Annotated in this window: 18 protein-coding genes; 4 read left to right on the plus strand and 14 right to left on the minus strand. The window is 50.8% G+C overall.

From position 1 onward, the window contains the following. Positions 1–8: 8 nt before the first annotated feature. From EZV72_RS03865 to poxB, 14 genes are all read right to left on the minus strand, one after another. A complete protein-coding gene (locus EZV72_RS03865) occupies positions 9–1,328 on the minus strand; it encodes a CpaF family protein (protein ID WP_137165996.1) in 1,320 nt (439 codons plus the stop codon). Beyond that, entirely contained in the window at positions 1,328–2,560 is a 1,233-nt protein-coding gene (locus EZV72_RS03870; RefSeq protein ID WP_137165997.1) for an AAA family ATPase, read from the minus strand. The genes EZV72_RS03865 and EZV72_RS03870 overlap by 1 nt, the downstream gene beginning before the upstream one ends. A 24-nt stretch (positions 2,561–2,584) precedes the next feature. Next, positions 2,585–3,055: a TadE/TadG family type IV pilus assembly protein gene (locus tag EZV72_RS03875; protein WP_137165998.1), complete on the minus strand. Its 471-nt coding sequence runs from the start codon at positions 3,053–3,055 to the stop codon at positions 2,585–2,587. Next, a complete protein-coding gene (locus tag EZV72_RS03880) occupies positions 3,052–3,510 on the minus strand; it encodes a TadE family protein (RefSeq protein WP_175405038.1) in 459 nt (152 codons plus the stop codon). Before EZV72_RS03880 ends, EZV72_RS03875 begins: the two co-directional genes overlap by 4 nt. Continuing rightward, the gene (locus tag EZV72_RS03885) at positions 3,503–4,828 is read right to left on the minus strand and encodes a TadE/TadG family type IV pilus assembly protein (RefSeq protein ID WP_137166000.1); all 1,326 of its coding nucleotides are present in this window, start codon (positions 4,826–4,828) and stop codon (positions 3,503–3,505) included. The genes EZV72_RS03880 and EZV72_RS03885 overlap by 8 nt, the downstream gene beginning before the upstream one ends. A gap of 9 nt (positions 4,829–4,837) precedes the next feature. After that, complete coding sequence (locus EZV72_RS03890) at positions 4,838–5,089, minus strand: hypothetical protein (protein WP_137166001.1); 252 nt, start codon at positions 5,087–5,089, stop codon at positions 4,838–4,840. Then, complete coding sequence (locus EZV72_RS03895; RefSeq protein WP_137166002.1) at positions 5,089–6,573, minus strand: type II and III secretion system protein family protein; 1,485 nt, start codon at positions 6,571–6,573, stop codon at positions 5,089–5,091. Before EZV72_RS03895 ends, EZV72_RS03890 begins: the two co-directional genes overlap by 1 nt. Next, positions 6,570–7,400, minus strand: coding sequence for a Flp pilus assembly protein CpaB (cpaB, locus tag EZV72_RS03900; RefSeq protein WP_232364500.1), 831 nt, complete (start codon positions 7,398–7,400; stop codon positions 6,570–6,572). Before cpaB ends, EZV72_RS03895 begins: the two co-directional genes overlap by 4 nt. Positions 7,401–7,407: 7 nt before the next feature. Continuing rightward, positions 7,408–8,736 carry an AAA family ATPase gene (locus EZV72_RS03905; protein ID WP_137166003.1) on the minus strand — a complete coding sequence of 443 codons (1,329 nt, stop codon included), beginning with the start codon at positions 8,734–8,736 and terminating at the stop codon, positions 7,408–7,410. A gap of 2 nt (positions 8,737–8,738) precedes the next feature. Beyond that, positions 8,739–9,284: an A24 family peptidase gene (locus EZV72_RS03910; RefSeq protein WP_137166004.1), complete on the minus strand. Its 546-nt coding sequence runs from the start codon at positions 9,282–9,284 to the stop codon at positions 8,739–8,741. Positions 9,285–9,339: 55 nt separating this feature from the next. Next, a complete protein-coding gene (locus EZV72_RS18565; RefSeq protein WP_232364501.1) occupies positions 9,340–9,552 on the minus strand; it encodes a Flp family type IVb pilin in 213 nt (70 codons plus the stop codon). Between the two features lie 491 nt (positions 9,553–10,043). After that, a complete protein-coding gene (locus EZV72_RS03920; RefSeq protein ID WP_137166005.1) occupies positions 10,044–11,471 on the minus strand; it encodes a L,D-transpeptidase family protein in 1,428 nt (475 codons plus the stop codon). Beyond that, a complete protein-coding gene (locus tag EZV72_RS03925) occupies positions 11,468–12,325 on the minus strand; it encodes a helix-turn-helix transcriptional regulator (RefSeq protein WP_175405039.1) in 858 nt (285 codons plus the stop codon). The genes EZV72_RS03920 and EZV72_RS03925 overlap by 4 nt, the downstream gene beginning before the upstream one ends. Before the next feature lie 310 nt (positions 12,326–12,635). Beyond that, a complete protein-coding gene (poxB, locus tag EZV72_RS03930) occupies positions 12,636–14,360 on the minus strand; it encodes a ubiquinone-dependent pyruvate dehydrogenase (protein ID WP_137166007.1) in 1,725 nt (574 codons plus the stop codon). A gap of 272 nt (positions 14,361–14,632) precedes the next feature. Here poxB and sstT point away from each other — a divergent pair, with 272 nt between their 5' ends. The 4 genes from sstT to fdhD all read left to right on the plus strand — a co-directional run bounded on the left by sstT (position 14,633) and on the right by fdhD (position 18,900). Next, entirely contained in the window at positions 14,633–15,853 is a 1,221-nt protein-coding gene (gene sstT, locus EZV72_RS03935; protein WP_137166008.1) for a serine/threonine transporter SstT, read from the plus strand. 456 nt (positions 15,854–16,309) lie between these two features. After that, positions 16,310–17,380 (plus strand): Gfo/Idh/MocA family protein, encoded by a 1,071-nt coding sequence (locus EZV72_RS03940; RefSeq protein ID WP_232364502.1) that lies wholly within the window; start codon positions 16,310–16,312, stop codon positions 17,378–17,380. Positions 17,381–17,561: 181 nt separating this feature from the next. Next, positions 17,562–18,095, plus strand: a complete 534-nt coding sequence (gene mobA, locus EZV72_RS03945) for a molybdenum cofactor guanylyltransferase (protein WP_137166010.1) — start codon at positions 17,562–17,564, stop codon at positions 18,093–18,095. Continuing rightward, positions 18,085–18,900: a formate dehydrogenase accessory sulfurtransferase FdhD gene (gene fdhD, locus EZV72_RS03950; RefSeq protein ID WP_137166011.1), complete on the plus strand. Its 816-nt coding sequence runs from the start codon at positions 18,085–18,087 to the stop codon at positions 18,898–18,900. Before mobA ends, fdhD begins: the two co-directional genes overlap by 11 nt. Positions 18,901–18,924 lie beyond the last annotated feature (24 nt).

The following is an 18,924-nucleotide window of genomic DNA, read 5'->3' on the forward strand; positions in this document are numbered from 1 at the left end:
ATCATCTCCTAAAAGCGAATTTCCGCATCAACACCAAAGATGCTGTGAGGCATCGAAATACCTTTTGCAGTTAACTGCCGGTGAAACAGGGGTACCACGCCGGTCGCCCTGAATGAGCCATTAACCTTATTTTGATCGGTAAAGCCATTGCGTTCATAGGTAAACAGCTCTGACATGGTAATGACTTCTCCTTCCATGCCGGTAATTTCCTGGATGCTGATAATTCTGCGGCTGCCGTCTTCAAGGCGCTGGGTCTGAATAACCACATCAATGGCCGAGGCTATCTGAGCCCGAATGTTGCGTACTGGCATATCAAACCCACCCATACAAATCATATTTTCCAGGCGGGCGAGGGCATCGCGCGGACTGTTGGCGTGCAAGGTGGCCAGTGAGCCTTCATGGCCGGTGTTCATAGCCGATAACATATCGATAGCTTCTGCGCCGCGTACCTCTCCGATCACGATACGATCAGGTCGCATCCGCAAGCTGTTTTTCACCAGATCTCGCTGAGTGACTTCACCGCGTCCTTCGATATTGGGAGGCCGTGTTTCCAGACGCACGGTATGAGGCTGCTGCAACTGCAGCTCAGCGGAGTCTTCAATAGTAATAATGCGCTCATCCGCAGGAATGTAGCCGGATAAAATATTCAGTAAGGTGGTTTTTCCGCTGCCGGTGCCCCCTGATATCAGTATGTTCAGCTTTCCCTGAACGGCCCCCCGAATCAGGACATCCATAGCTTCTGTCATTGAACCGTAATTTATCAGCTGCGCTACGGTAAGCTTTTCAACAGTAAACCGGCGAATCGACATGGACGGGCCATCCAGTGCCAGCGGGGGAATAATGGCATTTACCCGGCTACCATCAGCCAGCCGGGCATCAACCATAGGTGAGGACTCATCCACGCGCCGGCCGACACGCGAGACAATCCGGTCAATAATACTCATCAGATGCCGGTTATCATAAAATCGCACTGCGGCCCGCTCGAGTTTACCGCCACGCTCCACATAGATATTGTTGTAGCTGTTGACCAGAATATCTGACACACCCGTGTCGGCCATAAGGACTTCCAGCGGGCCTAAACCCAGAATTTCATCAAGCACCAGTTTGATGATAATTTGCCGTGTGGCCATATTAATCGGGCGTGGATAAGCGTCGAGCAAACGTCGACAACATTCAGTAATTTGCTGTCTGGCCACGTCCTGCTCAATGGTTTCCAGAATGGACGGGTCAAGCATATTCAGTACCTGATTAAATAGTTCCTGCTTGGTATCAATATCAGTGGATGATAATTGTTGATATGGATCCTGGTAATGTAATGCCTGTTCCATTATTTACTCCTTAGCAGGCGGCTGAAAAAGCCGGCTTTATCGATGGTGGGTCGTAAGCTATTTGGGGCAATGAAATGCACGATCTGATGCAGTTCACGGGTGATCGTTTTGTGGTTAGCCAGTGAGTTCAGTGACCGGCCCAGATCGGTGCGTAACCGAGCCAGCTCAAAATTATTGCTGATAGTAAAAATGTTGCTTACACCCAGCACCGATGTCACATCAGCCAGCTGTATCTCACCTTTGCCCGTTACGTAGCGATTCACCACAATCGCAATATTTTTATCATCCACACTGGCGTGCCGGCGCATGGCCTGCAAGATGGCTTTGGTTTCGCGCAGGCAGGCAACGCTGAGTTGCATCACAATCAGAATGGTGGAGCTTTGGTTCAGAATAGGCAGGGTGTGCTGCTCAAGTCCCTTGGACATATCGACAAACACTTCCCCAAAGGTCTGGCGGATTTTCCAGCACAGGCGATCAAACTGCTCACAGGATTCAGAGGACTGCTGCAGACGGGAAAAAGGTGCATTACCAATTAGTTTTATCCCATTGCTGGTGGTCATCATGGAGCGAATTGCGGCCTCATCCAGTTTATGCAGTTCTGCCAGCGCCTCATCAATAGAGTAACGGCTTTCGGCATGCAGGCCGTGTGCTAATGAGCCAAAATTAAAATCAGCATCAATCAGCGCCAGTTCATTATGGCTGTGTGCGTTGTGAATCTCGCTCAGGCAGCAGGTCAGAAACGTGGCTCCCGAACCCGCTTTGCCATTGATGATGCTGGTCAGCGGTGCAACAGAGACCTGCTGACTGATCGTGGCTGCAATGCTGGAAAGTGCCGGGTAGAGTGAGCCGGATAAATCACTGAGCGGGATGAGGTCGTCTACTTTAAATTGCACCGACAGCCTGGCAATTTCACTGGTCAGTTCATCACTCACAATAATGATATGGGAGATGGCCGGTGTCAGATGTTGCAATACCGTCAGTTTATCGGTTGCTCTGTGCGGAATATAAACCAGAGCAACATGAAAGCGAGCTGGTTCACTCAACGTGTAGTGGCTGTGGGTAATATCCAGCATAGCGTCTGAGTTTAAGGCGTCATAGGCCAGACTTTGCAGCTCGTCTGCCGGGTCCAGCACCGCCACCCGAAGACGAGTAGCCAGCGGTAACCGGACCAGCTCCTGGGATGGCGAAACCGGATAATTAATCACACAGGAGGTCATGGGGTTATTTGTCATGTTACTTTTTTCCATAGCCGGTTCTCACTCATTGCCGTCACAAACGGTGTAACCCCAGCGGGTAACACCCAGACTTTCACGGGGCAGGGTTGAGGCAAAGCCCGGTGCATTAAGGGTAAATGACAGGCCTGGCACCAAAAACTGATGCTGGTAATTCACCACTTCAGCCCTGACCAGATCGATATCACTGTAAGATGCCGCCAGTACGCCTTCCTCTGTCAGGTAACTGACGCTGACGTTGGCCGCGCTAAAGCCAGGTATGAGCGGTGCCAGGTCATTAACTGCAAATAACACCGCATTGCTATCGACCAGCTGATTGGCCTGATCAAAATCACAGACAACCGCCAGACGGGCAACACGGCGGCTGACTTCAGTAATGACATTCCAGGTAAAAAACAGCCTGCCAACCTCAAACACGGCAAACAGCACAACAAAAAACACCATGCCCACAATGGCAAATTCAACACTGTAAACGCCCTGCTCATGTTTTCTCATTGTGATGCCCTCATGGTGTAGGAAACCTGCATAGGAAAGTTCAGCGATACCGCGCTGGTGCCTGATGCGCTGAACAGGGTGTCTGAAAAGATGGGTGTCCAGTTATACGAGACCGCCACTGTCACCATCTCGCCGTTCAGCGAATACTGGATATCTGCGTTGGTCAGGCCTGGCAGCAGCTCGTTCTGGCCCAGAGTGTTACCGGCAATGATAAGGTTTGAAGCCCGGTTTTTTACCGACTCGGTGAGGGTAGGAATCCCCGTATTACCCTCGTAAGCCCGATCACTGAGATAACGCCCGGCATCGCGTACTGCGTTTGTCAGCGCGTTGTATTGATAGAGCATCCGGCCCAGTTCTGCGGTGGCAAAAATAAGCAAAAACATAATGGGCGCCACCAGAGAAAACTCGATGGCTGCCAGTCCGCGTTGTTGGTGTAATCCTGTGAGTTTACGCATCGGTCCTCCCGGCATGGTATAACACCAGTTTGTAGGGACCGGCGTTATCTTCAGCGGTGCCTGAAGGGATACCCTCACTGTTACAGGCTTGTACATATTCGCCGATAACATAAGCTTCCTGTCCTTGCTGTTGCACAGCTTGGGTCAGAAAAAAGCAGGCTGAGCCAAAGTAGCCGAGCTGGTCCGCGCCATTGGTTTGACCATCACAATCGCCGACCAGTACCTGCAGAATGCGTCGCTCTGAGCGGGCAGGCTCCGGGGCAACAATATCTCCGGTATGGCCGGCCCCCGAACAGCTGGCTGCAGCGCCATCAGCACTTTGGGTGTCTGACAGGTAGTCAGCGTAGCGGTAGGCATCGGCGTATTGCGCTGAGTCGGTGTCCAGGTTACCTTCGTTGTTCAACGGAATGTGATCGCCCTGACAGATATTAAGATCTCGTGGATGCTCGATGTTATTGACCTGGCCGCCCTGCCATTCACCCATTCGGGTATTAAGCCCCTGAGCAACCGGGCCCACCGAGTTACCCGGCTCGGTATCTATTTGTCCTTCCTCTGCTGAGGTATCTGAGGTAAAGCATTGCTCGCCGTTGAAATCTTCACCGGCCAGCGCTCTGCGTACGTCAGCGGCCCCAAATGCACCATCCAGACGCACCAGCTGAAAGTTTCCAGGGCCAATTTCAGACGTCGTCTGCGAGCTGATTTTTAGTAGTTGCAACTGTTCAACCGGCAACCCGAAATTATCTGACGGATCGTTATTCGCGCCGCACACAACCATGGGTACCAGGTTGCTGTAACACTCAACCAGTGCGGTGCTGGGGCCGGCAACAGCGGCCGCATGAATTTGCTTGTTGAGCCCCATCACCTGCGCCAGAAAGTTATCCAGAGGAATGCCGTCAATGGAAACCCGGATATAGGTAGCACTGCTGCTGGCGGTAACAATAAACGGGTCAGGACGGTCTGAAAATTCCACCGTAAGGTACTCAGTAACAGTGCTTGAATCATTGTCAGCCTGACTCAGATCCAGCGCATCGGCTATCTCACTGAACTCGGAAAAAGTCAGGTTCTGCGTCATGATGGCCACGACGGCCTGACGGGCATCGGTATGAGTACCGCCCTGATCCAGCTCGCTGGCCCCGCTTAGTGCAGCAGCATCGACTAACAGCTGCAAGCGGGACTTGTTGAGCAACAGGTGGCCGCCATCCAGCGCCATTGCCGCAGTGCCCAGCATAGCCAGCAACCCAATACAAAACAGAACCAGCACACTGCCTGACTGGTGTTGATACTGATGTTGACTGGGACAAGTGATATGCCTGGCCATGAGATGCTCCTACTTGCTGTCCTGAGATTTAACCACCCGGCCTTCCTTGCCTGCGTAGATACTATCCCGGTAGTTTTCAGCCGCGTGCTTGCCGTAATCACCCTGAAGTTCACGGGTGATACCGTCGTTGTTTTCAGGCGCTTCTGCATCCAGTGTTTGCAAGGATTTAACCTGCAGGGTAGAACGAGAAAGTTGGTAGTCAGGCGCCTGAGCACAGCCGCCTAGCAGGGCGGTCAGGCTTAATAAAGTCAGGTATTTCATTACTGAACTCCTTGCTGCGGACGCAGTGTGTGTCCATAGCGGTTGTCGGTACCACCAGAGGTGGGTAAAACATCGTAGGGGCTTTCCTGGTTATAGGCAGAGCGCACCGGCGAGATTTGCCGGGTCGCTTCTCCCATCAGGTAGAACTTCAGATCGGATACCGGCACAAAGCCATCGGTGGGCAGGGATACCTGAGCTCGGTTAAACGGACGGACCAGGCGCGGCGTTACCATAATCACCAGCTCAGACTGACCGCTGACAAACTGCTGGCTGCGAAACAGCTGGCCAAGAATGGGAATATCCCCCAGTCCCGGAAAACGTTCGATATTTTCACGCAGGTTGTCAGACAGCAAACCGCCAATAGCCAGTGTCTGTCCGTCGCCCAGCTCGACAGTGGTTTCCGAGGTTCTTTTGATAATTGAAGGAATAACCAGCATGCTGTCAGTACCGATAGGATTAATGCCAACGGTATTGGCGTTGGAAATTTCGCTGACCAGCACCTTCAGATTCAGATTGATTTTGCCGCTGTCCAGTACGGTGGGAACAAAACCAACCCCCACACCAAACTCTCTGAACTGAATGGCAATACCGTCTTCTTTTGGCACCGGAATCGGAAATTCACCACCCGACAAAAACTCGGCTTTCTGACCACTGAGTGCTGTCAGGTTAGGCTCGGCAAGAATTTTGGCCATGCCGTTTTCTTTGGCAATATCCAGCGCAACATTAAAAAACACATTGCCGTCGATATATTCACCAATGATGCCGTTGGAAAATTCATACGGCGAACCCTGGGTGACAAAGTTATAAAATTCAGCGCCACGAATCAGACTGGCATCCCAGTGATTGTCGTTAAACATCCCCAGCATGTTCAGATCGACATTGAACGAGCGGCTCACCTCGGTGCTCATTTCAGCCACCACAACTTCCAGCATTACCTGATGACCGCCGCCCACACTGAGCAGATTCAGCACCTGACTGCCTTCTTCCTCGCCGCCGGCAGACATGGCGTAGGCGTTGGCCAGGTCAACCGCTTTATTCATCTGAATTAAAGACGATGTTTCTCCACTTAATACCAGCTGTCCCTGTGAGGTGTGCACATCAATCGGCTCGTCTGGCAAAAAACGATGCAGGCGTTCTCTGAGGCTGACCAGATCATGGGTAATTTCAATATTAATGACATCCACCAGTGCATCGTCTTCGTCCCATACCATGACATTGGTGGTTCCCAGTTTTTTACCCACGATATACAGCTCCTGCTGACGCAGAATCAGAATATCGGCAATCGCCGGGTTGCCTACCGATACGCGCTGGGCGCTGCGTTTAAGATTGAGGTTGCGGGACTTGTAAATCGGTACATGAATTGCGCTGTGTTTATTCATCGTCGGACCACCGGCATGAGCACTGTCGATATGCATCAGCACGCTGGTGGCCAGTATGGCAAGAACAATCCCGATGAGGCGGGCACCGCTGTTTAACCAACTCATTGTAATCCACTCCCACTTTGGCTAGCTTCAACTGATACAGTTTCCTCTGCAATACCGCGAATCAGGTGCACTTTGGGTTTAATCGCCAACGATGGCAGCGGTGCGGCGATACTGGCTGGTTGCTCTGAGGCAGCTGGTGCTGTTTCCTGCGCTTTGCTGTGACGGGCCAGCTCAACATGACTGTCGTCTACCGGATTGCGCAGTGCCAGCTGCAAGCCGCCACGAGAGCGGGCATTCATAAGTTCTTCGGCCTGGGCCAGAGACACCTCTACCGTGACGGCACGTACGACTCTGGGGCGGTTTTCATTGTTTTGCGCAGTCTGGTCGATAGCCAGAATCTTGACATTGGCAAGAACGACTTCGGTGATGGTACCTTTACCTTTTTTAAAGGTGTTCAGAACATCCACCTTATCTCCGGGTAGCAGAAACCCGGCGACCCCAACCACATCGTCCACCCGAATCGATAACGCCCGTTTATCGGCATCGATAAGACTGGCCAGAGAGCTGCCTTCGCCTTTTTCAATCACCCGCTCAGCGCGCACCAGATCACCGGCATACAGGGTTTCTTTGGCCACCTTGCCGACCACCAGGTCCAGACTGCCGAAACTGCCTTCAGGCGTCAGGTCTTCAGGGTAGGTGCGCACACGTAGCTGCTTGGCTTCAATCACAGTGCCGATGGGAATAGTCTGGGCTACCTCAACGACCTGCATATAATCGCCTTGCGGCACCGAGGTTGTCTCTGATAACCACTTGTTTGCCAGGTATACGGCCCCCAGACCGAACACGCCAGATAAGAGTAAAAATAACCAGGTGTTTTTAGTCATCATCAGATCCTCACAAGGTAGTCACAAAGTAATGTCGCCAGGCATCGTCCAATAATGCCGGGGTAACATGGCCAGGGAGCTGCCTGAAGCGAACTGCGTCCGCCACAATGCCAAGCAAATCCCTTGGGTAACAGGGTAAAAAGGGCACCGAATGTGCGTCGTGATAATGATTCAGCAAATAATCCAGCGAGGTGTTATCACACTGCAGCTGCAATTCACTGCACATACGCCGCCATAACCGGATATAGTCCGGCCGGGATAACGGGAGCATTTTTATTTTGTAACCAAGCCGGCGTAAAAAGGCATCGTCAGCCAGCTCCTGAGGATTGAGATTGGTGGAAAACAACATGACCAGCTCAAACGGTATCTCAAAGTGGGCGCCATTATTCAGGCTCAGATAGTCTTTATTTTCTTCCAGCGGAATAATCCAGCGGTTAAACAGGGTGGCCGGTGAAATTTGCTGACGGCCAAGGTCATCAAGCAGTAGCACCCCATTGTTGGCTTTCATCTGGATGGGCGCTTTATATAGCCGGCGGGTAGGATCGTAGCTGACATCCAGCATATCCAGTGTCAGCTCACCCCCGGTAACAATTAAAGGCCGGTTGATTTGCTGGTAACGAGGATCGGCATCATGGGCCGGCGCTGCGTCGGTAAGTGTATGCACCTGTGGGTCGTAAAGCTGAATAATCTGATTATTGATTTCAATCGCCAGGGGCTGAAAAACCGGTGTATCGAGCACCTTAATGAGCTGACGACACAGGTAACTTTTGCCGGTACCAGGCAAACCATATAGCAGGACCGGTTTGGTTGAGTTCAGTGCCATCCCCATGGCTTCCAGCGCTTCGGTTTCAAACATTTCTCCAGCCAGTTTGTCGTTCATCCGGTGGCGGGTTATCTCCTGGTGCCGGTGACTTTGTTGTTTGACGATCTGCTGGTAAGTGGCCAGCGGTACGGGCGCTGCGCCTGCATAACCACTTTGCTGAAAAGCTTTCTCAGCCTGAGTCTTGCCCAGCCCGCTCAAGCTGAAGCGGGCCTGTACACTAGCGGCACGGTTTTCCACCCACATCATTTGTTTAGCCTCACCCAGCAGATCCTGGATAATCTTTCCCGGCAGGCGCAGGCTGCGGGCCAGGCTGTCGAGTGTGGCGACCTGCTGAGTGTATAAGTGCTTAAGCAACAGGTCAGTCAGCAGCGATGGGGTTAAGCCGGTGTCTGAAACCGTGGCAGGTTTGGCTGGCGCTGAGTTGAGAGTGTTGTCGTTCACCGGATTCTTAAATAAGTCCGGTGATGCCTGAATTTGATTATTGTGATCAGTAGGGGCATAGGCTGAATACGTCATAGCTAGATACCTGCCTGAGCAAAAAACTGGATAAAGGACTGAATCAGTGACGGGTCGCGATAACAGGTGATGGCAAACCCAAGAGCAAGTGCAGGAGCATAGGGGACCGTCACCGCACCAAGCTCATCTGACTCGGGACGAACATAGCGGCGCATGCAAAAACACAGAAAATAGCGATGTGCAGTCTTTTTGATGCCATTCCAGCCGGTTTTAAAGGCGGCAACAATAACGGTCAGTAATCCGCCAACTGCAATTCCCCAGGCCAGCGACCATAAACTGATAGTGGGACCCAGTAAGGCGCCAACAGCCATCATGAGTTTGACATCACCTGCGCCCAGCATGTTCAGCGCGAATAAGGGCAGGAGTAAGGCAAACATTAGTAGGCAGGCAAGTAACGCATAAGTTAGTTCACTGAGGCCTCCGGTAATCAGATTCAGCAACAGTCCCAGTGCGATAAAAAAGAAACACAGCTGATTGGGGATTCGGTATGACCTGAGATCGCTAATTATCGCAATGGCAAACAATAAAAGGGTAAGTGCAATAAACATAAGTCACCTGATGAAGTCGAAAGTCAGGAGGGAGCGGTAGCTCCCCCCGTAATTTTTAGCCTGGATCTGCTGCACAGTCTGTTGTGCTGTCACCAGGCTTAGCGGCTTCACACAGATCTTCAATCGATGCGTCGGTCACGGTACCAAGCTGAGTAAATGCTGCCACCAGCCCGCCCACGACCAGTGACCCTGCGATGGCGTATTCAACCGCAGTCAGGCCTGATTCATCTTCGATAAACTCTTGTAAAAGTGTGTTTAGATTTTTCATATCCATCTCCGTTACAGTTTTAAGTGAGCCAGCCAATCATCACTTGAGCACAACCTCTGATTAGTTGGTGAAGCTATTTTATCGGTGTAGTGATCCCAAAATCTTTCACCCAGTTGCGGCCTGTAACAGGAAATTGCGTTGTGTTGTATGTAGTTGCGTGTGGCTGTCATAAAATTGCGAGGCTGCAATTAACCGGTTCTTACGCTTTGACCAGCAGCTTTTGCCTCACCGGTCCCTGATTTACGAGAGACTGACATGCGGGCAGGACACACACAGATAAAACCTGACGCTCAGAGGATAAGTTTGACTCCCACAATTAAAAATCTGCGCCCGGGGACAAGTTGGACAGGCACAATTAAAAACTGCGCCTGGGGACAACTAGGACACGCACAGATAAAACCTGACGCCCGGGGACAACCAGGACAGGCACAGATAAAACCCGTGCCCAGTACCATTATGATGTTGATAAGGAAATGTGTGAGATATGAAAATTAAAAAGTGCGTTGCTTGGTCAGCTGGCGCTGATGAAAAGGCGTATCGGTGACATCCACCTGATAGATGTCTTTCAGCCAGATAAGCCGGTTTTGTCTGACTACCACCGTTTGATAATTGATGTAGACCGGGATCGGTTCGGCCAGGCGATAATGTCGGGTTTGATTATTGTTATGTGTCAGTGCAGCGTCGGCAAGAATAAGCTGCGCCAGCTTACCCGGCTCAGCCAGTCGGATGCATCCGTGACTTAACGCGCGGTTTTGATGACTGAAAAACTGTTTTTGCGGTGTATCGTGCAAGTAAATCGCATCGTGATTCTTAATATTAAAGCGCCATTGGCCCAGCGCATTGGAAGCACCGGGGCGCTGTACCAGTAAATGGGTTTTATATTGCGCCCGAGGATCTTTAAGACCGGCCTGAAGTGGCAGGCGCTGTGTAGGATCACGGCGTGACACCCAGTGAAACCCTTGTTGGGCCAACCATCCGGGTGACGTGTCCAGAGCCGACAACAACTCCCCTTTGACGATGCTGGCAGTAGGCACCCACTGCGGGTGCTGTGTAATACGGTCGATTTCAGTTAGCATAACCGGTGTTGGCGTAAAGGGAGTGCCTACTACCACAGGCATGGAAGCAATGGTCTGACGGTGCGCAATATAGGACAGGGTAAACTCTGGAATATTGACAGTGATATATCGCGAGGGAGGTAACGAGGGAAGCGACAATAGACGGTACAGATTTTGTTGTAAAACAGACAGCCGTGCAGCAGGGGGCAGGGACAATCTTTGACGGGTGAGCTCATTCAGCATGCCACTTTGTGGCAGGCCATGACGAGCCTGAAACCGGCGTAGGGCCTGCTGAACCGCAGGCGTAAAACTATGTTGCTGGGATGTATGGGGGGCAGTGTAATCGCCCAGACTTTTCAGCATAAAAATCAATGAGCCAATATGGTGGTGTCGCTGACCCAGCCGAGGGGTAAACGTGACCGGTATTTCAGGCCAGGTCACTCTGGCCAGTTGCCTGAACTTTGAAATAGCAGCGCGTAATGCCAGCACATCGGCAAAGCGCGGCAGTTGCTGGTCAATTAATTCAGTTAACCGGTTGTTGTGGTGGGCCTGAACAATGGCTGGCAGAGTAAGTTGGTACTGTGAGACCTGATGGCCAATAACAATGTGATTAATGGCCAGCAGAGAGCGGGTAAGGTAAGTATCAGTGGTGGCAATATCACGTGCCTCAGCCTGACTCAGTATGCCGGCGTCCCGCATGCCCAGATCGGCCATCAGGCTGAGCAATTCAATACCTGACAGCGACAGACGGGGGCCGTCAAACCAGATGGGTGTCTGGAGGGGCAGATTTGGCGGCGCAGCAAATGACCGACTGCCAGCTGACAGACTCAGGCACAGCAAGATAGCTACCATGACAGCTTTCATATCGCCGCTCTGAGCTGCACCCGCTCTGCCGGAATAGTCTGATTCGCTAACCGGCGCACATAGGGCAATATGGTCAGGCGCAGGTGCTGATAGCGTCGAAACCTGTCATCCAGAGCAAATTGCCGGTTACCCGCCAAATAAGCGGTCGGGGTAATGCCGAACATATCCTTGAAGGCTTTGCAAAAATGTGACGGGCTGGAAAAACCCAGTCCAAAAGCTACACTGGTGATATTGGCTCTGGGGTCAGCCAGCAGGGTTTCTGCTTCTTCCAGACGGCGGCAGGTAAGATAGTGCCTGAAGCCAATACCACAAACGTCCTTAAACAGATGACTGACCCGGCTTGGGCTCAGACTCAGGGCGTCTGAGACTTTGGCCAGCGAAAGCTTGGCGCAGAAGTGTTCTTCTATCAGCTCAATAATTTCTTCAAAATTGATCGCACACTGAATACTCAGCTCATCCCCCTCGAAGTCGCGGGGCTTATCGAAAGCTCGCTTTGAATCCAGTATGGGGAGCAGGCTGTCCTGCAGTCGCTCAGTTTCTCTGGCCAGAATCGGCAATACCACAACATCGTCAACGTGAGTTCTTAATAACTCGCACATTGCAGGTACAGTGAGGTGCGCAGCTAATACAATTAAGTGATGACAGCCGCGTCGTTTAAGATCTGCCAGATTGAAAATGTGTTTGTTGTTCAGGTCTGACATTACATAAGCGATAACGGGCGGTGCCTGATTATCAGTAAAAGTAAAGTCAGAGAAAGGCCGGCAGTGAGCCGGTATAACAAGGCTAAGCTCATCAAACACTTCCTGCATCATCGCAGGGTGTGAACCCGTGATAGTGAGTACTTTATTATCCATGCTCATCACATCCAGTAAAACGAACAGGCCAGACTTTATAAGGCTGAAGCGGCACCGATGTGTAGTGTTGCCCTGTTATAATCGTGTGGCGGGCTTTTATTGATGGTGCCAGCGAGACAGCCTTCCCAAGGTTTATTGTCTCACAAAGGAATTAGCATATTTTGCGCCACTATTCGTTTTTTCTTATATTTCACTTGTTTAAATTAAATTAATACAGCAAGCCTTATTTAGATGTAACAAAACTGTAAAATATCTGGACGTTTTTTGAGCGATCAAGCCGCTGCGGTCGCTGACGGCAGCGGCACAAGCTTTAACGAAATAGGTTAGTTTTCCCCAATGCTATGATTTCATTACCTTTACCGTTTAAAATCGCTTTTAACATATATAGACTAAAGCCTTTGGCTTGTTCCATCTCAATTTTAGGCGGCATCACCAATTCCTGGCTGGCGGTTTCGACACACAATACCGCCGGGCCATCACAGGCAAGCCAGTTACTGACCGCATCAGAAAGCCTGGCAGGTTCGCTCACGCTGATCCCGGTTATACCGGCTGCTTCTGCAATGGCCGCAAAGTCTGGATTGGTAAGATCAGTATCACTGGATAAGTAACCTCCGGCTTTCATTTCCATGGCCACGAAGCCTAGTGAATGATTGTTATAAATGACCACCTTTACCGGCAGCTTATGTTGCCGTAACGACAGTAAATCCCCCATCAGCATGGAAAAACCGCCGTCACCACATAAGGCGATGACCTGGCGCTGTTTGTCTGTTGCCTGAGCGCCGATGGCCTGGGCCAGCGCATTAGCCATCGAACCATGACTGAATGAGCCCAGCAGACGCCGACGACCATTCATCGACAAATAACGAGCCGCCCATACCGTTGGCGTGCCGACATCACAGGTGAAAACGGCATCATCAGCCGCCTGTTCGTTGATCAAACGGGTCAGGTATTGAGGGTGAATCAGCTTATCATCAGCATCAGCGCGGGCCAGTTCATCCAGATCGCCACGCGCCTTTTTATAACTGGACACACACTCGTTTAAATGGCTGTCATCTTCATTTGCGTTGAGCTGTGGCAGTAACTGTTCAATTGTTGCGTGGGTGTCGCCGGTGACCCCCAGCGTTAACTGCGCATGTCGACCAATGGCAGTCGGGTCATTATCAATCTGCAGGATGGTGGCGTTTTTGGGATAAAATTCGCGGTAAGGAAAACCGGAGCCGATAATCAGCAGGGTATCGGCTTCTTCCATTGCATGATAGCCGGAGGCAAAGCCAATCAGGCCGGTCATGCCTACATCGTAGGGATTATCGTACTCAATATACTCTTTTCCCCGTAGCGCATGAACAATCGGGGCCTTGAGTGCTTTGGCCAGCTGACACACTTGCTGATGTGCCCCTTTTACGCCAGCCCCGCATAATAAAGTAACTTTTTTACTTTTATTAAGATGCTCAGCAAGCTGTTTCAATGCTTCGGAAGAAGGATGAGCAGTGGCCGGCAAAGTGGATGTCCAACGTGGTGAAATGCCGTCAGGCATGGATTGCAGCGCCACATCGCCTGGCACCACAATCACCGCCACACCGCGATGTAAAACAGCCTGACGCATGGCGGTTTCAAGCAACTGAGGCATTTGCGCAGGGTTGGATAACAATTCACAATACACACTACACTCGCTGAACAGTGTCTGTGGGCGGGTTTCCTGAAAATACTGAGTGCCGATTTCACTGGAAGGGATATGCGAGGCAATGGCCAGCACGGGTACCCGGTTTCGGTGGCAGTCATATAAACCGTTGATCAGGTGCATATTGCCCGGACCACAGGATCCGGCGCACACCGCCAGGCGATCCGTTAAGTGGGCCTCGGCGCCAGCGGCGAATGCGGCCACTTCTTCATGTCTGGTGCCCAGCCATTCAATCGTTCCTAAACTGCGAAGCCGGTCACTGATGCCGTTTAATGAATCACCAGTCACCCCCCATATACGTTCAACCCCTGCCTGTTCAAGAGTCTTAACAATAAAGTCAGCTACGCTATGGCTCATTTTCATTCCTTTTTACCTGCAATAGAGTCAATGGCTACGATGAACACAGCACTAAGTTTTCCTCGCGGCTGAATTTGCGACAGGTGGGGCAAAATGGCGTATCAACGTCGGCTACACCAGAAGTCGGCATACATGCTGGCGCGCTTTTGAGCGGTTGTTAAATACAATCGTTAGTTTTGTCAGGTTTTGCGGGCAATGAAGGGCAAAAAGGTTCAATTTTTACAGGTGATCCTTTATGGTGCTCGCTCAAAAATAACAACGGAACTCTTTTAATGTCTTCAGATGTGACACCAACTCTGTTTCAGCGATACATGAACGGCAATATTGTGCTGCAGATTGTGATCGGTATTGCTGTTGGAATTGGCCTGGCGCTGATACTTCCGGATACTGCTCAGACGGCGGGACTATTGGGAGAAATATTTGTTAAAGCGCTGAAGGCCATTGCCCCATTGCTGGTTTTTATTCTGGTGATGGCATCTATTGCCAACCACAAAAAAAACCAGGACACCCACATTAAACCTGTACTGGTGTTGTATCTTGCCGGTACCTTGGTAGCAGCAACCACTGCGGTCATCTTCAGCTTTGCATTCCCCACTACACTGGATTTGGTGGCCAATGAGGTCAGCCAAACCGCACCGGAAGGGGTTGGTGAAGTATTGCGTACGCTGGTATTCAATATGGTTGATAACCCGGTGAATGCACTGGTTACCGGTAATTATGTTGGCCTGATCACCTGGGCTGTCGGCCTGGGATTTGGCTTGCGTCATGCCAGTGACACCACCAAAGAAGTGATGCAAAACCTGGCGGACAGTGTTACCGCCGTAGTCGGGTTTGTGATCCGCCTGGCGCCGTTTGGTATTTTCGGTCTTGTGGCCAATACGGTGGCTAGCACTGGCTTTCATACCCTTTTAGGGTACACGCATCTGCTGATGGTACTGCTGGGCGCCATGTTGTTTATTGCTTTGGTGACGAACCCACTGCTGGTTTACCTGGCAACCCGTAAAAATCCGTATCCACTGGTATTTAAATGCCTGAAAGAAAGTGGACTTACGGCATTTTTTACCCGCAGTTCAGCGGCCAATATTCCAGTGAATATGGCATTGTGTAAACGTCTGAAACTGGATGAAGATACTTACTCTGTATCCATACCGCTAGGGGCGACCATTAATATGGGCGGCGCTGCAATTACGATTACCGTACTGACGCTGGCGGCCGCGAATACCCTGGGCATTCCGGTAGACTTACCCTCTGCCATTCTGCTTAGTGTGATTGCGGCAGTATCAGCCTGTGGCAGTTCAGGTGTGGCAGGCGGCTCGCTGCTACTAATCCCGCTTGCCTGTAGCCTGTTCAACATTCCCAACGACATTGCAATGCAGGTTGTGGCCGTTGGATTTATTCTGGGAGTTTTACAGGATTCTGCTGAAACAGCCCTGAACAGCTCAACCGATGTACTGTTTACCGCCGCCGCCTGTAAACGCGCCGAAAATTCTTAACAGCACATTCTAATCGTCCGCTGCCCAGCGCTCTGTCATGGCTTGTCAGTGCGCTTGGTAATTGTGCAAGGGATGCACAATTACCAAGTTCTACGTATAACATTCTTGTCTGAAACTGACGTCACTCTGCTGTGCTATTCATTTGAAATAACACTCTACCCCCTCCGCGCGACGGTATCCTTTTTCCGCATGTCTCTGCTATTCAGGATGAGTAAAAAGATTTTTCACCGGTGTTCTACCGGTAATCAGGGTTAACGACACCAGCGAGTGCAGTGTGAAAATAATCGATCCGCCTGTCACCCTTCAGCATATAGTATATGGCTATCGCCGCATGGCGCTCATGGCGTGGCGATCTGCACGCCCGGTTGTGGCAATCCACACCCAGTAGTGGCAATAAAAGCGGATGAGGTGAGATACGGAATGAAATGGATAGCAAAATGTGCGGGAATCTGGTTAATGACAATATGTGGCATAGCAAACTCACAGACAGAAGATAAATTAAAAATAGGGGTCATCGGCCTGACCCATACCCATGTTCACTGGATTTTTGACAGTGAGCAGCACGGGGAGTTTGAGATTGTCGGTATCGTTGAGCCGGATACGTCGCTGGCCACACGCTATGCCCGGCAGCACGGCTATTCTATGGACAAGGTGTATCCGACCATGGAGGCCTTATTTGAGGCACAGGACGTTGAAGCGGTCACGGCTTTTGGAACTATTTTTGAACATCTGGAGGTCGTGCAGAAAGCTGCGCCACGCGGTATTCACGTTATGGTGGAAAAGCCCCTGGCGGTGAATATGGAGCATGCTGTAAAAATGCAGGTGCTGGCGCAAAAGCACAAGATCCATCTTCTGACCAACTATGAAACCACCTGGTATCCAACAAATCATGAAGCATTCCGGGCAATAAAAGCCAACGAAATTGGTGAAATAAAAAAAGTACTGGTACGGGATGGTCATAAAGGCCCGGCAAAATTAGAACTGAACAGTGAATTTTTAAACTGGCTGACCGACCCAGTACAAAATGGCGGTGGTGCTATTGTGGATTTTGGGTGTTATGGGGCTAACCTGATGACCTGGCTGATGGACGGCAGACTGCCTCATTCAGTGACCGCCATTACACAGCAGTTGCAGCCCCGCAATAATCCCAGAGTGGATGACGAAGCTATTATCATTCTGAATTACGGCGATGCGAATGCGGTAATTCAGGGATCATGGAACTGGCCAATTGGGCGTAAGGATATGGAAGTGTATGGCGAAAGTGGGGTGGTGTATGCCGATAATCGTAATACCTACCGTAAGCGCCTGGCTCGTGGCTATGATGAGTTTGATGAAATGGTTAGGCAGCTGCCCGAGCGTGCCGCACCGTATAACGATCCATTTCATTACTTCAAAGCGGTGATAAATCAGGACATTAAAGTGCAGCCACAGGATTTATCCGCCCTTGAGAATAATATGGCGGTAGTCAGAATCTTAGATGCTGCCAGACAAAGCGCGCGAACCGGCACAACCGTTCGTTTGCAATAGTCAAACGGCCAGATTTTTTTACCAGAAGATAAAGACCAGCAATCCCCGCAAGCGGCCGCGGGTCTGTTGTTAACCAATGCCTTTCGGTACTATTGGAAAACTGGCCTACAAAACAGTGACGGGAGTCCGGTGATATTCATTCAGTACAGACAACGTAATCGTATGAATAAAGGCAACAGGCATGCTTAGTGGTTTAGTATTAGCTGGTGGACGGTCACGCCGTATGGGCCAGGATAAAGCGCTGATGCCCTATCATGGACACTCACTCATGGAGCATGCCGCATCGCTGTTAAAACAGGCAGGCTGCCGGCAGGTGCTGATAAGTCGAAATCAGCCAGGTTATCTTAATGATATATTGCCGGATAACGGTCCTTTGGGCGGTGTACATGCGGCGCTTAACGCCCTGAATACCGGTGACGAATTACTGGTTGTACCGGTCGATATGCCAAAACTTTCGGTGATATTTTTACAATCACTGGTAAATAGCGGTCGTGAACAGAATCAGGCGGTCACGGTCAGACACCGTCACCTGCCATTTTACCTGCCAGTAACCACTCACACTCATACTATGCTGCATCAACTGTTAACCGAGCGACAGGAACGAAAAGTGGTTCGTTTTTTAGATGCTCTTAACGCGTTGGAATTTACCGGCCACACTGATGACAGTATTTGGCTGAATGTTAATACCCCGGATGACTGGCCTGATGAATTCTGATACTCACAACAATCTTTCCGGCTTTGCGCGGTGCAACGCGCAGATTCTGGATGAACCGCCATCGGTCGACGAGTTTGTTTTGCCAGAAGAAGTTGCATTAAGCATCAGTTACAACGGTATAAATCATGCGGTCATGCTGGTGACACCCACAGATATCAAAGATTTTGTGACCGGTTTTAGCCTGACTAGCGGGATTATTGAACACCGGCGACAGTTGTATGGCATGAGCATTGAAAAATATGATGAGCACATTAATGTCGAGGTTGAGATTTCTAACCAGGCATTCTGGGCTCTGAAATCCCGGCGTCGTCAACTGGCCGGGGCCAGCGGTTGCGGATTATGCGGGATTGAAGCGCTGGAGGCGGCTTTACCCGCGCTTATCCCGCTCAAAACTTCAGACTTACCGTCAGCCGGTCGGTTACAAAACCTGCGGGAAATCATGAATCAGGCGCAGACACTGGGTAAACAAAGTGGCGCGGTGCATGCCGCTCTATACATAGACACCCACCAAAATATATTATCCTGCCGTGAAGATATTGGCCGTCATAATGCCTTTGATAAACTGATCGGGGATATCACAAACAAGCAATTGCATGGGCCGGAAAATCTGGTGGTATTAAGTAGCCGTTGCAGCCTGGAGTTAGTGCAAAAAGCAGTAAGAGCTCAGTTGCCGGTACTGGTCACGCTTTCTGCGCCCACAGCGATGGCTGTCCGGTGGGCTACCCGATACAGGCTGACTCTTATTCATGTACCACGAAGAGATGCGCCCAGAGTATATAGTGGTGAGGTAGTTGCTACCACATAGAACATGCACCACCACGCTAAGTAA

Source organism: Salinimonas lutimaris (genome assembly GCF_005222225.1).
Lineage (GTDB): Bacteria > Pseudomonadota > Gammaproteobacteria > Enterobacterales > Alteromonadaceae > Alteromonas > Alteromonas lutimaris.